The sequence below is a fragment of the Alteromonas sp. KC3 genome (genome assembly GCF_016756315.1).
In the GTDB taxonomy this organism is placed as follows: domain Bacteria; phylum Pseudomonadota; class Gammaproteobacteria; order Enterobacterales; family Alteromonadaceae; genus Alteromonas.
Map to the genome: position 1 here is coordinate 135,059 of NZ_AP024235.1, position 13,438 is coordinate 148,496.

At 45.4% G+C, this 13,438-nt stretch carries 13 protein-coding genes; 6 read left to right on the forward strand and 7 right to left on the reverse strand.

Annotated elements, in window-relative coordinates:
* Positions 1-60 precede the first annotated feature (60 nt).
* From JN178_RS00615 to hemC, 4 genes are read right to left on the reverse strand one after another with little or no spacing between them, the layout of a single operon-like run.
* Positions 61-1,236 (reverse strand): heme biosynthesis HemY N-terminal domain-containing protein, encoded by a 1,176-nt coding sequence (locus JN178_RS00615; RefSeq protein WP_202263129.1) that lies wholly within the window; start codon positions 1,234-1,236, stop codon positions 61-63.
* On the reverse strand, positions 1,233-2,393 hold the full coding sequence (locus tag JN178_RS00620) for a uroporphyrinogen-III C-methyltransferase (protein WP_202263130.1): 1,161 nt from the start codon (positions 2,391-2,393) through the stop codon (positions 1,233-1,235). Before JN178_RS00620 ends, JN178_RS00615 begins: the two co-directional genes overlap by 4 nt.
* A complete protein-coding gene (locus JN178_RS00625) occupies positions 2,394-3,134 on the reverse strand; it encodes a uroporphyrinogen-III synthase (RefSeq protein ID WP_202263131.1) in 741 nt (246 codons plus the stop codon).
* 10 nt (positions 3,135-3,144) lie between these two features.
* Positions 3,145-4,083, reverse strand: coding sequence for a hydroxymethylbilane synthase (gene hemC, locus JN178_RS00630; RefSeq protein ID WP_202263132.1), 939 nt, complete (start codon positions 4,081-4,083; stop codon positions 3,145-3,147).
* Between the two features lie 263 nt (positions 4,084-4,346).
* On the opposite strand from hemC, the gene JN178_RS00635 reads away from it, so the two are divergent.
* A complete protein-coding gene (locus JN178_RS00635) occupies positions 4,347-5,408 on the forward strand; it encodes a GGDEF domain-containing protein (RefSeq protein ID WP_202263133.1) in 1,062 nt (353 codons plus the stop codon).
* A 6-nt stretch (positions 5,409-5,414) separates the two neighbouring features.
* On the opposite strand, the gene JN178_RS00640 is transcribed toward JN178_RS00635, so the two are convergent.
* Positions 5,415-6,089, reverse strand: coding sequence for an alpha/beta hydrolase (locus JN178_RS00640; RefSeq protein ID WP_202263134.1), 675 nt, complete (start codon positions 6,087-6,089; stop codon positions 5,415-5,417).
* 250 nt (positions 6,090-6,339) lie between these two features.
* Between JN178_RS00640 and gmk the strand changes: the two genes are divergently transcribed.
* The 5 genes from gmk to trmH all read left to right on the forward strand — a co-directional run bounded on the left by gmk (position 6,340) and on the right by trmH (position 10,791).
* On the forward strand, positions 6,340-6,981 hold the full coding sequence (gene gmk / locus JN178_RS00645) for a guanylate kinase (protein WP_202263135.1): 642 nt from the start codon (positions 6,340-6,342) through the stop codon (positions 6,979-6,981).
* 159 nt (positions 6,982-7,140) lie between these two features.
* Positions 7,141-7,413 (forward strand): DNA-directed RNA polymerase subunit omega, encoded by a 273-nt coding sequence (rpoZ, locus tag JN178_RS00650; protein WP_014947805.1) that lies wholly within the window; start codon positions 7,141-7,143, stop codon positions 7,411-7,413.
* A gap of 144 nt (positions 7,414-7,557) precedes the next feature.
* Entirely contained in the window at positions 7,558-9,669 is a 2,112-nt protein-coding gene (gene spoT / locus JN178_RS00655) for a bifunctional GTP diphosphokinase/guanosine-3',5'-bis pyrophosphate 3'-pyrophosphohydrolase (protein ID WP_202263136.1), read from the forward strand.
* A 24-nt stretch (positions 9,670-9,693) separates the two neighbouring features.
* The gene (locus tag JN178_RS00660) at positions 9,694-10,080 is read left to right on the forward strand and encodes a RidA family protein (protein ID WP_202263137.1); all 387 of its coding nucleotides are present in this window, start codon (positions 9,694-9,696) and stop codon (positions 10,078-10,080) included.
* Between the two features lie 3 nt (positions 10,081-10,083).
* Positions 10,084-10,791: a tRNA (guanosine(18)-2'-O)-methyltransferase TrmH gene (trmH, locus tag JN178_RS00665; protein WP_202263138.1), complete on the forward strand. Its 708-nt coding sequence runs from the start codon at positions 10,084-10,086 to the stop codon at positions 10,789-10,791.
* Positions 10,792-10,879: 88 nt separating this feature from the next.
* On the opposite strand, the gene JN178_RS00670 is transcribed toward trmH, so the two are convergent.
* Positions 10,880-12,175 carry a serine hydrolase domain-containing protein gene (locus tag JN178_RS00670; protein ID WP_202263139.1) on the reverse strand — a complete coding sequence of 432 codons (1,296 nt, stop codon included), beginning with the start codon at positions 12,173-12,175 and terminating at the stop codon, positions 10,880-10,882.
* Between the two features lie 86 nt (positions 12,176-12,261).
* Positions 12,262-13,314 (reverse strand): AraC family transcriptional regulator, encoded by a 1,053-nt coding sequence (locus JN178_RS00675; protein WP_202263140.1) that lies wholly within the window; start codon positions 13,312-13,314, stop codon positions 12,262-12,264.
* Between the last annotated feature and the right edge of the window lie 124 nt (positions 13,315-13,438).

The window sequence follows — 13,438 nt, forward strand, 5'->3', positions numbered from 1 at the left end:
GTTTTTTACTATATATCCAATAAGTAAGTTTTTACAACCCTTGGATATGTGGGGGGTGTATTAACCGGCTGTTTGCTGCCCTTCTTTGTAAAGCTGAAGGGCAGTTGCTGTGTCTTGATTACGTTCGCTTATGGCTGACAACAGCAATAAATCTTCTTTTCGTGCTTTCATTTTGGTCGCTTTTAACAACGCTTTTTCTGCAAGTACGTCGTCACCCGAGTTAAATGCTACTTGGCCAAGTGTTGAATATAACGCCACGTTATCTTCGTCTTGCTTTATCCAGCTTTCCAGTAGGCGTAGTGACGGTGACGAGTCCGGAATGTTCAGTTGCGTGAAAAGTGGGAACAACGCACTATTTAGGCCGCGTTTTTGCCAATCAACCAGTAACTGCTGAGCGTCAGCGTGCATACCTTGGTCGAGCAGTTGCTGAATGTACGCCGCACGATAAGCGTCGTCGTGACGAAGCTTACGGGGTAAATTGTCCCAATAGGTCTTAAGCTCAACGGCACCTTGTTTGCTGGCAATCTCTGCAAACTTCCCTTTTGCGATGCGCTGACTCCACGCAGTGTAATCTTCTTTTGATAGCGCTTTTCGCCAGCTACCTAAGTTATTTTGTAATGTTTGCCACTGTCCTAGTGCTGCAAGTATCTGCGCCTTTAATTGCACAACTTGTCTGTTCTCACGAGACTTGTCATCAAGCTCATCTAATTTCGCAAGCGCAGCTTCGTGTTTGCCATCAACCATGTCGATACGTGCGTGCATCACGGTAGCGGCAAGGGCTGCATTCGCAAACTCGCTAGCTTGTTCTAGGAAATAACGCGCTTTGTCGAAGTCGTTGTTGGCGAAAGCAATTTGAGCAGAGGCTAAATAATTTACGCCTTCAAAGTCACCGTTGGTGGTTTTACTCAATGCTTTTTTAGCAGTTTCAAAGTCACCGGCTGCCATGGCATGCAAGCCATCGTAAAACGCACGCTTTCGCTTGCGCTCTCCCAGTGCACCAAACCATTTATGTGAACCTGTAAATAAGCTTAATGCCCACATGACTAGACGCAACAAGGCATAAGCACCTACTACACCAATAATAAGAAACAGGCTAAAGCTTATCACCGTCATCTCAATTCCCTTGTTGCCAAGGGAAATAAGCACATAGCCTTTATCGCCCAATATCATTGGCCCGACAATCAGCGTAATAATAAATGCGGCAAGGACCGCTAACGCAATCATTAACCATCTCATAGTGCGCTAGCTCCTTGTCCAAACACTTGCTTTACACGGTTATCAAGTAACCCTTCAAGCGGCTTTTGTGCTTTTAACTCTGAAGGAATAGGGCGAGACACGTCGGTATTAAGCAAATTCTGAATTGCGTTAACAAAACCAGTGACTTGGCTAGTCTCTATATCGAATTTTTCGATAAGCAGGGTTTGAGCGTATTGTAGCGATTGATTGTAAAGGCCTGCGTCACCCTTCAACGCAGCCGACTGTGCATGCATTAACTGTAAGCGCAGTTGCTCTTTGAGTAAAAACTGTGCTTCCAGCGACAATACTGGCTCAACCGGGCCCTCAATCGTTTTAATGGTAAATAGGTCGCCTACCAACTTATCCCATACTTTAGCTAAATTGGCTTTCCAATCATCGGTAGATTCAGACAAGGTATTGTCTTGGGCATCCACATCTTGCGGTTTTTCGAAAGTATCTAATGGTAGTTTATCAATTTGTGCAACCATGCCTGTTAGCGCGAGCGCTACCGAGCTAGGTGACACTGGATTTAGCTGTTGAAGCGTTTGAATATCTTCAGCAAGGGCAGCGCGAACGGGTAACACAGATGGGTCGGCCAAAGATTTTAAGCGTTTGTCAGCATTTACTAACAACAAAATGGCAGTGCGGACGTCATTTTCCAACCATAGCTTACGACCAGCCATACGAACGAGGTAATCTGCTTCGGCAATAAGCCAATCTGCAGGTCGTCGACCTTCCATATTCTTAATTTGCTCTAGGGCTGATTCTGCTTGCAGAGCAAGGGTTTCATTTTCCGATTGTAATGCATTGAGTGCATTGTTGAGCGCATTATTGCTCTTGGTAATTTCATCCAGTTTCGCATTCAACTGGTTGCGCTCTTGTACCATTGCGTTAAGGTCGCTGGCATTCTTTTGCTGGGCGTTTAGCGTTTGCTGTTGTGCAGTTTGTTGCTGCATGTAGTACCAATAACCTGCACCGGCCATTGAAAGTAATATCAAAAACAGAATGACAACGACAAACCAAAGTAGCCCGTTACCTGATGATTTGGCTTGCTTGGGCGAAGAAGGCGTATCCGTTTTTGAGTCGATAACCTCTTTTTCGGCGCTAACCGTTACCAACTCATCGCCTTGAGGACGACTCTCATTATTATTGGCCATTTAATACTCCCAGTTATCCTTTACCCAAGCCGTTAAGGCCTGATCGGTAGCGCGTGAACAAACAAACACGCGTTCCACCCCAATGTTCTTCAATGAATTGGCAATGCGCTCACTTACGGTTAACCATGGCAGGGTCAAAAGTGTATTGCCATAGTGCGTAATTAATTGGTTCGCCATTGCTTCGCTTGTAGCGATAATGCCGCTAACGTCGCTAATTTTCCACCGTTTTGTGTAAACTGGACGGGTAAGTTGCTCGCGCTTGTAAACACAAAAGCTGCTCACTTCGATGCCGCGTTGCACCAGTCCTTGCGCAATGGCATCTCGCCCACCTTCACCTTTAATAATACCTACATGTTGGCAATTTGGCTCATTGAGTTGCTGCATTGCCAATATACCTTCTGATGTATGGTCGCAAGGCGTGAGTATTTTCACATTTGGCGTGTGACTAAAAGCCTTGTGTAATTTCTTGGCGGTTGCGTCGCCCACCGCAATCAAGGTTGTCAAATGAGTATCAGTGCTACTTTTTTGCTTTATGCCTTCTACGGTAGCCTCTACGGCATACACGCTGGTTACCACTATGGCATCTAACGCTGTAGTTGAAATGAAATCGCGCGCTGCACGGCTTTCTGAAGGAATGTAAACGATATCTGATGTGGCGACGCCTACCGCATCAATACCCGCGTCTTCAAAAGCACGGGCACTTGTTTTTAATTTTGGCAACGGGCGAGTGAAAAGTAGCATCAAAGGTTCGCTAGTTATACAACGCTTTTAAAATCTCACCAGCACCTTGGGCAAGTAATGCCTCTGCGACTTCAATACCAATGTCATTAGCGCGTTCTCTTGATGCCGTAGCAGAGGCAAATAAAAGCGTTGAACCATCGGGTTTGCCCACCATCCCTGTTAAGGTAAGCGCGTCGCCATCTAGCGTTGCAAAACTACCAATAGGAACCTGACATCCCCCTTCCAGACGTTCATTCATGGCGCGCTCAGCGGTTACACGTGTATGGGTGTCGTCGTGGTTTAAGGCTTGAAGTAGTGCGATAAGCTCATCATCGTCGTTGCGGCACTCAATGCCCACTGCGCCTTGTCCTACCGCTGGCAACGAAATATCGGCAGGCAGTGGCATGCGAATACGCGTTTCCATTTCAAGACGAATTAGGCCCGCAGAAGCGAGAATAATGGCATCGTATTCACCCGCATCCAACTTGGCGAGTCGTGTATTCACGTTGCCGCGCAAGTCTTTAATCACTAAATCAGGGCGGTATTTACTAATTTGACACTGACGGCGCAAGCTTGATGTGCCCACAACGGCCCCTTGAGGAAGTGCATCTATGCTATCGAAATTATTCGAGACAAAAGCGTCAAATGGGTTTTCGCGCTCACAAATGGCATGCAACCCAAACCCATCAGGAAATGCCACTGGAACATCTTTCATAGAGTGCACAGCAATATCCGCTCGCCCTTCAAGCATGGCAATTTCAAGCTCTTTAATAAATAGCCCTTTGCCGCCAATTTTGGCCAATGGTGTATCTAAAATTTTATCGCCCTGAGTACTCATTGGCACCAACTCTACCGTTAGCGAAGGGTAATGCTCTATAAGCTTCGCTTTCACATATTCAGCTTGCCAAAGTGCCAGTGCACTTTTTCTTGTTGCAATGCGAATGGTACGGGTAGTGTTAAGGTGACTCATGGTGATTCCAAACAAATTAAATTTAACAGTTGTGTGTATGCTAGAGCGTGTTGCTTTGGGTTGCAAAAACGTTATGCACTAACTTCGCACTAGTATACCCATTCTAAGGCTTAATGTTTGAAAATACCCATAGTTTTCTGTTTGGAGATACGTCGCAAATCAGTCTATGCTGTGGTGGCAAATTAGTGAATGACTAAGGCTCGGTTTATTCTGAACAAAGACAATGTGTTAAGCAGGCGTGATATTGGGGAGCAGGTGTTGTAATGGAACACTCATCGGTAAGGCAGTTGTTACGGGGTACACAGCAAAATGAGGCGGAAGCGAAACGCAGACGTTTAACGCTGTATTTCATATCGTATGTTGGCGGCACCATAATGGCAATTATGGCGTGGATTAACATCAATGGCGGCGATATGTTGCTCGTGGGCTCGCTCGCAGGTTCTGCTGCTGTTATTTATGCCAACGTAGTACTGTCTCATGTTTTTCCCCGACACGATCTTTTCTACTATGTAGCAGGCATTATCGTTTGCTTTACCATAAACGCATTGGTATATACCGGCGGATTAAACAACACGGGGTTGTACTTTATTTTCCCACTTTTGTTTATTCAAATTATTGTTGTGAGGTATAAACCCGCCATCTTGTACGTGGCCATTACGCTCGGGCTGGCTATTTTAATGCTGTACAACCAAGATAAAATCGCAGCAGAGTATGCACCAGAGCATGTATCGCGTTTTCTTATAGCGACCTTTTGTTTTGTATGTGTGGCTTTTATCGGTGAATACTTCTGGCATCAGAGTCGTCGTGAAATGCTCAAAGAAAACCTTGAGCGCATGCGTCAGGCGAATACTGATCCTCTTACAAAGCTTCCCAATAGACGCTTTCTCGAAGCGGTGTTTTTCGAACGGGCCATGCAAGACCCTGGCAGCTATTTTCCACTCAGTACGGTTGCGGTAGATATTGATCACTTTAAGCGCATAAACGATAAATACGGCCATGATATCGGCGATGAAGTGCTCATTCATTTCTGCGCCCTAATGAAACAAGCTGTACGCAATACGGATGTGGTAGCCCGAACGGGTGGCGAAGAGTTTTTAGTGCTATTTCCTAAAGCCAGTTTAAGCCAGGCAGTAAAGTTAGCCGAAAAGATGCGAGAAACTATTGAAGAGAACCCCTTTGAAAAAGGGGATATTCACCACGCCATTACAGCTAGTTTTGGTGTTGCCACTGCCCTAACAGATAACAACATTCATGCGACATTAAAGCAGGCAGATGACAACCTTTATGCCGCTAAAAATAGCGGCAGAAACAAAGTTGTGGAATAACAGACACTAACTTGCGAGTACTTTCTGTAACCAGGCGCTAATGTCGTTTAACTCTTGCATACACACGTTATGCTGCATGGTGTAGGTTTGCCATGTAGCATTAAATCCATTATCTGACAGCGTTTTAAATGCAGCGTTACCCATAAATACTGGTACCACTTCATCTTGATCGCCGTGTGCCATCATTATAGGCGTGGCACGGTTAGTGTCAGTTGCTTCGCTCGCAAGCAATGACGGTTCACACATGTATGTTGACAGTGCCAGTACGCCAGCGAACTGTTGTGAAAAGCGCGGGGCAAGATGCAACGCAATCACGCCGCCTTGAGAGAAGCCAGCGAGTACAATTCGGTTTGCTGGAATGCCACTATCAATTTGCGCTTGAATTAATTGCTCTACTTGGTCTGCTGATTCTTTCACGCCCGTTAAATCGGCACGACTGTTAAAGTCGAGTGACTTAATGTCATACCACGCTCGCATGCGCATACCATTATTGATGGTGATAGGTCGCTCCGGGGCATGGGGGAAAATAAATTTAACCGCCATACTATCAGGTAAGCGAAGTTCAGGGACGATAGGGGCAAATCCGTGACCAGAGTCACCAAGCCCATGTAGCCAGATAACGCAGGCATCAGGCGTAGCCGCGGGGTTTATTTCTACGCACGGCAGAAGTTGCTGGGTCATTCTAGTATATCCTGTTTGGTCTTGTTGCTTGTTGGCTAGAGCGCATAAGCGCAAAAGCGCTGTAAGGTTTATTATTATCTTTATTGTCACATTACAGTGAATGTGTATTTGTAGCTAAACACTATTACGCAATCTAGTGTCGCGTTTGAGCGCTTATGTCGCTTAATACAATCGTTATTACTGCAGTGCGCTTACCTATGCTATCATTGCGGTTTGAAATCACCATACTTTGACAGAATTTTAATACCCTATGGCTTCACTACTCGGTAATTTGTTCATTCTTGCTGCACCTTCCGGTGCTGGCAAATCTAGTCTTATTAAAGCGTTAATGGAAAAGTACGAGGGCAGTACTACCTCGCCAATGCAGGTGTCTGTGTCTCATACTACGCGTCAACCTCGTCCGGGCGAGGAAGACGGCGTACACTATCACTTTGTAAGTCGTGAACAGTTTGAAGCCCTTATCGAGCAGGGAGTTTTCTTCGAGTATGCTGAAGTATTTGGCAATTACTACGGTACGTCGCGCGTTACAATTGAACAAACGCTACACCGTGGTATTGATGTATTTTTAGACATTGATTGGCAAGGCGCGCGCCAAGTGAAAGAACTGATGCCAGATACATGTGGTATTTTTATTTTGCCCCCCTCGCTAGATGTTCTAGAGCAGCGTTTAAATAATCGCGGCCAAGATAGCGATGAGGTGATTGCGGGCAGAATGTCACAAGCGGTAGCGGAAATGTCACACTTTAACGAGTTTGACCATGTGATTGTCAATGATGACTTTGCCACTGCGCTTAGCGATCTTGAAGCCATCGTAACAGCTCAGCGACTAAGAACCGTTAAACAACAAATGCGTCATCAGCCTTTATTGGACGAATTGCTCGGTAGCGCGTAAGCTTGCAATAGCAAATACGTGTTTTAAACCAATAGCGTGCGATCAGTGCGATCGCGCTGTGTTAATTTCACACAAAACGCTAGGATCGCGAGGTACAACCATGTATACTACGCGGCCGTTTTTTGAATAACTTGCTCAACCTAATTTTCGGAGAAATACATGGCTCGCGTAACTGTAGAAGATGCCGTAGATAAAATTGGTAACCGCTTTGACCTAGTGCTTGTTGCTGCACGCCGTGCACGTCAAATTGCCACTGAAGGCAAAGATCCTATGGTTGACGTTCAAAACGATAAGCCAACTGTAACTGCACTTCGCGAAATCGAAGAAGGCTTAGTGACTGCTGCTACGCTTGAGCAAGCAGAGCTTCAAGCACAAGAACAGCAAGAACATGCTGAATTTGCGTCAGTAGCAAATATTCTATCTGATCAGTAAAACATGCCCTTTAGGGCTGTTTACGAGTAATTTAGCGCCAGTGCTTTGAAAAAAGCACTGGCGCTTTACTTTTGGCGTATTGGCTTATAGCACAATAAAACGTATTCTTAGGGTTGTAACGTTATATAAGGGTCACGCTGCACTGTGTATTTGTTTGAAGGTTTAAAGCAGAAAGTTGTTGAGTATTTACCAGCCGAACGGGTTCAGCTGGTACAAGATGCTTTTGTTTTGGCGCAAGAAGCCCACGACGGCCAAATGCGTTCAAGTGGTGACCCCTATATTACACACCCTGTTGCGGTGGCGGGTATTCTCGCCGATATGCATTTAGACCATGAAACTATCATGGCTGCGTTACTTCACGATGTTATTGAAGATACCCACTACGACAAAGACGACTTAGCTGAGGCGTTTGGCGATACTGTTGCCGAGCTTGTGGAAGGGGTAAGTAAGCTCGATAAGTTAGCGTTTAGCACTAAGCAAGAGGCGCAGGCTGAAAACTTCCGTAAAATGATGATGGCCATGGTGCAAGATATTCGCGTTATCTTGATCAAGCTGGCCGACCGTACGCACAATATGCGCACGTTGGGTTCGCTTCGCCCCGATAAACGCCGTCGTATTGCCCTTGAAACGCTGGAAATATACGCGCCCATTGCACACCGTTTGGGTATTCACGATATTAAAAACGAGCTGGAAGACCTAGGTTTTCAAGCCATGTACCCCATGCGTCACCGTGCACTAAAATCAGCGGTGCGCCAGGCTCGCGGTAATCGAAAAGAGATTATCGAAAACATTAGGCAAGAACTGAATACACGCCTTGAAGCCTACGAAATTGAATCAAACGTGCTTGGCCGCGAAAAGCACCTGTATTCCATTTACCGTAAAATGAAAAACAAAGAACTGATGTTCAATGAGGTAATGGATATATACGCGTTTCGCATTGTGGTGTCATCAGTTGATAACTGCTACCGCGCATTGGGCGCGATGCACGGCCTGTACAAGCCTATCGAAAACCGTTTTAAAGACTATATTGCCATTCCACGTACCAACGGCTATCAGTCGCTTCACACTTCATTGATTGGTCCACACGGTATCCCTGTTGAAATTCAAATTCGTACGCAGGAAATGGATCAAATGGCGGACAAAGGCGTTGCGGCACACTGGTTGTATAAAGAACCTGGTGATAACGGCACTACCGCACAATTACGCGCGCGTAAGTGGATGCAAAGCTTATTGGAACTGCAGCAGTCGGCCAGTTCATCGTTTGAATTTATCGAATCGGTTAAAACCGACCTGTTCCCTGACGAAATTTATGTGTTTACGCCAGATGGCCGTATTATTGAACTGCCAATGGGCGCCACGGCCGTTGATTTTGCTTATGCTGTTCACTCTGATGTGGGCAATACCTGTGTGGGCGTGCGCGTAGAGCGCAGAAACTTTAGCTTGAGTAAGCCACTAGAAAATGGTCAAACGGTAGAAATTATTACGTCACCGAAAGCTAAGCCAAATGCTAACTGGCTTAACTTTGTGGTGAGCGCACGGGCGCGAACACGTATTCGCCAGTATCTGCGCAAACAGCATTCTCAAGAAGCGGTGAACATGGGTAATCGCCTATTGCGTCATGCACTGGGTGCCGTGAAGCTAGACGATATACCACAAGACGATATCGACCGCGTTGTAGCAGAAACTAAACACGATAGCTTTGATGATTTATTAGTAGATATTGGGCTTGGTAATGAGCTAAGCGCTATCGTAGCACGCCGCCTACTAGGTGAAAGCACAACAGACTTGTCAGACAAAAAAGGCAATGTGGCTATTCGTGGCACAGAGGGCTTGTTGGTGCACTACTCACGTTGTTGTCACCCAATACCTGACGACGAAATTGTGGCGGTACTTAGCCCAGGGCGCGGTATGACTATTCATCAAACCGGCTGTAACAATATTCGCAAGCTTGCCAGAGAAGAACCCCAACGCGTGCTGCCTATGCAGTGGGATGATGAGCCACAAGGCGAGTTCAAAGCGTCGCTTCGCATTGAATTGATTAATCACCAAGGAACACTGGCAACATTAACGAACACTATTTCAGGGTGCGATTCCAATATCATTGGTCTGCAAACTGAAGAAAAAGAGAGTAATATCTACTTTATTGACCTAGAGCTGACCACGCATAACCGTGTGCACTTGGCCCGTGTAATGAAAAAAATTCGCACCATGCCAGAGGTTCAAAAAGTGTCTCGTCATAGTCAGTCTCGACACTAAGTTTAACCATTTTTAGGAACTATTATGTCTAAGTCTATTATTCAGACCGATAAGGCACCTGCTGCTATTGGTACATACAGCCAAGCGGCTAAAGCGGGCACTACAGTATATCTTTCTGGCCAAATTCCTTTGGTGCCTGAAACCATGGAAATGGTTTCAGACGAATTCGAAGCGCAAGCTGTTCAGGTTTTTGAAAACATCAAAGCGGTATGTGCTGCTGCGGGCGGAACAACAAATGACTTGGTGAAAGTGAACATCTTTTTAACCGATTTAGGTCACTTTACCACGGTAAATGAAATAATGAGCCGCTACTTCAACAAGCCTTATCCTGCACGTGCTGCTGTTCAGGTTTCTGCACTGCCAAAAGGCGCGCAAATTGAAATCGATGGCGTGATGGAATTGCCGGAGTAAGTCATGTCACCTGAGCGTTACCAGCGAATTAGAGATGTGCTGGAAAGAAGACAAACCGATTTAACGGTTTGTCTTGAAAATGTGCACAAGCCACATAATGTATCGGCCGTTGTGCGCACCTGCGACGCGGTGGGTATTCATCGCGTTCACACCGTGTGGGAACAGAAATATCAGTTTCGTCGTGGCACGGCGATGGGCAGTCAGCAATGGGTGCGTCAAACCAACCACGATAATATCAGCGATGCCATGTCTGCATTGAAAGGGCAGGGTATGCAAGTGCTTGTAACGCACTTGTCTGACAGCGCAGTGGATTTTCGCGATATTGATTACACTAAACCTACTGCCATTTTGTTTGGCCAAGAAAAGTACGGTGCCACTGATGAAGCTATTGCAATGGCTGATCAGGACATTGTTATTCCCATGATGGGCATGGTGCAATCGCTGAATGTGTCGGTAGCTGCTGCGCTTGTGTTGTACGAAGCACAACGTCAACGCACGATTGCGGGTATGTACAACACGCAACATTTGCCAGAAGAAGAGTGCCAGGCACTTGCTTTTGAAAATGGTTATCCGCGTTTATTTAAGCTTTGCCAGCGCAAAGGGTTACCGCTTCCACCTATTAATGCATTAGGTGAAGTAGATGCCACCGATAGCTGGTGGAAAGAAATGCAAATCACGAAAGAAGAAGCCAATGCACTAGACGCCAGCTAGTGGCAAAAAAGAAATGTTAGCTATAACGGCGTCATGATAACGCTGTTATAGCGCTAACTTAGTATCAGTCACAATTGGCGTGCGATACCTAAACTTCTTCTTCATTCTCTTTTATCTGTGTTTTCCTTTCGGCAATAAAAAGCCGGATTATCTCACCAACAATACTGCCGAAATCATGAAACTCTTCGGTATTACTATTGATATTCAACGCAAGAGACAGCTTGTATTTAGGCACTACAACAAGAAAGCTCTGTGCACCTCTAGAAACACCCCCGTGGTGAGCATAAGTGACCTCCTCTTCATCGCTTAAAGACAACGTGTGTATGCGCCAGCCAATGCCGTAATTTTGGTGGTTGGCTTTGCCGCTATTTAGTCTTTGGGGTGTCCAAAACTCATCTTTTATGGAAGTGGCAATAAAGTTGTTGTCAATGAAGCCTTGGCCCAACTTTACCAGATCTTTTGATGTTGAAAGCCATCCACCTCCGGCAAGTCTATGGCTTAAGTCTACGTCTCTCCATACGCGTACACGGCGTTGCTCGCCTTTTTCTTGCCAATAGAAAGTGGCTAACTGTTGGTCTTCTTGAGTATGCTGTGACGAAGAAAGGCTCTGTTCTGATAAGGTACTGTGCATGGCAAGGGGAGTTAAAACCTGTTCTTGCATCCATTGTTGGTACGTTGTCGCGACACTGCTTTGCATAGCGGCACTTAACAGCACAGTGCCAAGGCTTGAGTAATAAAACTTCTCGCCTGGCGCAGACAAGGTTTCGCTGCCATCAAATAACATAACGGCATCATCAACATCCTCATAGTGACTGTTCAAGGTGATCGACTTTAGCAGCCCATAATAATCGGTATTTTCCTTGTAGTGAGGCATGCCTGCACTGTGAGACGCGAGTTGACGAGGTGTGATATCGGCCCATGCTTGGTTTGGTAATTCAGTGAATATGGTACTTAAAGGCTTATCAAGTGAGATGGCTTGCGCTTGCACCATACGTGCTAAGCCAGCAGCCGTTAGTGCTTTGGACGTACTTCCAATGCGAACAATAGTGTCAGGTGTCATGGGGCTATTACTTGCTAAATCAGCCCATCCTGACGCCCCAGCCCAAACTAGCTCTTGATCTATCGCCACCGCAATAGAAATACCTGGGGCATTAATTGCTGCTCTATGTTGACCAATACGTCGCAGTGCTTTTTCGGCAGTGTTTGTGAAATGTGGTTGATAGACCTTGCTGTTTTGCGGCGCGCTTTGAGGCAAAGATTCATATCCCCATGGCGTTAACATTGGGGCTTTATGTTTATGGGTATAAAACTGATAAATTGGGTAAGTAAAATAAAAGAACATACCAATAAGAACGGTAACCGCTACCGTTTTTTTGTATTTCATTAACGAGTACTCCACAAGAATTAGCAAGCTCTAGTTAATTGAAAATACAAAACTTTTTCTAATCGTTTTTTAAAAAAACATGATCATTATTGAAAACGTTCGCGGTATTGCTTCGGCGTCATGCCCATATGATGTTTAAACGCGCGATTAAACGGTGCTATTGAATTAAATCCCGCTTCTAGGGCCAACGTGAGTATAGGGATATGTTGTTTCTGTGTATTTTCTAACTGACGACACACCTCAGGAATGCGATAACTATTGAGGTAGTGTGAGAAATTGGTAAAACCAAGTTCTTGGTTTATGAGTTTACGCAGCTGATGTTGGGGTATACCTACAGCCTCAGACAATGCTCCAACTGAAAAGTCAGGCTGTCGATAAATACCTGACTCCATCAATTCATACAGTTTTTCTGCATTCACTGAGCGCGGTGGTTTACTCGAAGAGGTTTCTTTAATAGCTGGTGACGTGGTTTTTTCACTTACTGACCTATCGCCTGCGCTGGGTTTGATGTACTTGGCGCTAAATATGAAGGAGAGCAAGGCAATGGTGAGTGCGTTTAATAAGCTAAACAGAGAAAGGTCTTTTACGAAGCGAAAAGCTAATTCAAAAAAGGTCAACACAGCCATGTAAATGCCGCATCCAGTCACTATGATAAGTCGTGCACTACGTCGTTCATCTACGAGATCGTCAAAATAGCCGTGCAAGCATCGATAAATCACATAACCAAGAACAACAAAACCGATGACATGGCTTGCGTCGTGCAACACGCCTTTTCCTGGTGTAAATAAGAAAAAATAGGCCAGCCAAACACACCAAAGCCCTACAGGTACAGTTAGCCATTTGGGGTAGTCCATTAATGACCGCTGCGGTTTGAATATTTTTAACACTAAGTACCAAATAGAGAAGGCGGTAAGGTCGGTCAGTAGCAGCAAAGGTGCGCGCAACCAGCCGTAGTCTTCATTGGCAATTGGGGTGGTTAGCAGTATGTAGCTAATGATGCACATTACAAAAAATTGGTAGGCTCGCTTTTGCGTCTTAGGTTTGTATTGACCGAACCAGTAAATCAATAGGGCTAACTGGCCACTTGCTGCCAAGCGAAGGGCTAAATCCACTATTTCCAAGTGTGTCAAAGTGATCATGCTGCAAACAACGGTGGAAGATAAACACATTGCACGTTATAAGTTACTGAAAACAATAGCAACCAAAGTTTTTGAGTTCAGTTTTCTTTGTGCTTTTCCTATTTTGTTCATGGTTCTTCAAAAA

Coding starts and splice junctions, on each gene's coding strand:
- JN178_RS00635 (WP_202263133.1), top strand. CDS start 4,347: ATGGAACACTCATCGGTAAGGCAGTTGTTACGGGGTACACAGCAAAAT.
- JN178_RS00660 (WP_202263137.1), top strand. CDS start 9,694: ATGTCTAAGTCTATTATTCAGACCGATAAGGCACCTGCTGCTATTGGT.
- JN178_RS00620 (WP_202263130.1), bottom strand. CDS start 2,393: ATGGCCAATAATAATGAGAGTCGTCCTCAAGGCGATGAGTTGGTAACG.
- gmk (WP_202263135.1), top strand. CDS start 6,340: ATGGCTTCACTACTCGGTAATTTGTTCATTCTTGCTGCACCTTCCGGT.
- trmH (WP_202263138.1), top strand. CDS start 10,084: ATGTCACCTGAGCGTTACCAGCGAATTAGAGATGTGCTGGAAAGAAGA.
- JN178_RS00640 (WP_202263134.1), bottom strand. CDS start 6,089: ATGACCCAGCAACTTCTGCCGTGCGTAGAAATAAACCCCGCGGCTACG.
- hemC (WP_202263132.1), bottom strand. CDS start 4,083: ATGAGTCACCTTAACACTACCCGTACCATTCGCATTGCAACAAGAAAA.
- JN178_RS00625 (WP_202263131.1), bottom strand. CDS start 3,134: ATGCTACTTTTCACTCGCCCGTTGCCAAAATTAAAAACAAGTGCCCGT.
- rpoZ (WP_014947805.1), top strand. CDS start 7,141: ATGGCTCGCGTAACTGTAGAAGATGCCGTAGATAAAATTGGTAACCGC.
- JN178_RS00670 (WP_202263139.1), bottom strand. CDS start 12,175: ATGAAATACAAAAAAACGGTAGCGGTTACCGTTCTTATTGGTATGTTC.
- JN178_RS00615 (WP_202263129.1), bottom strand. CDS start 1,236: ATGAGATGGTTAATGATTGCGTTAGCGGTCCTTGCCGCATTTATTATT.
- JN178_RS00675 (WP_202263140.1), bottom strand. CDS start 13,314: ATGATCACTTTGACACACTTGGAAATAGTGGATTTAGCCCTTCGCTTG.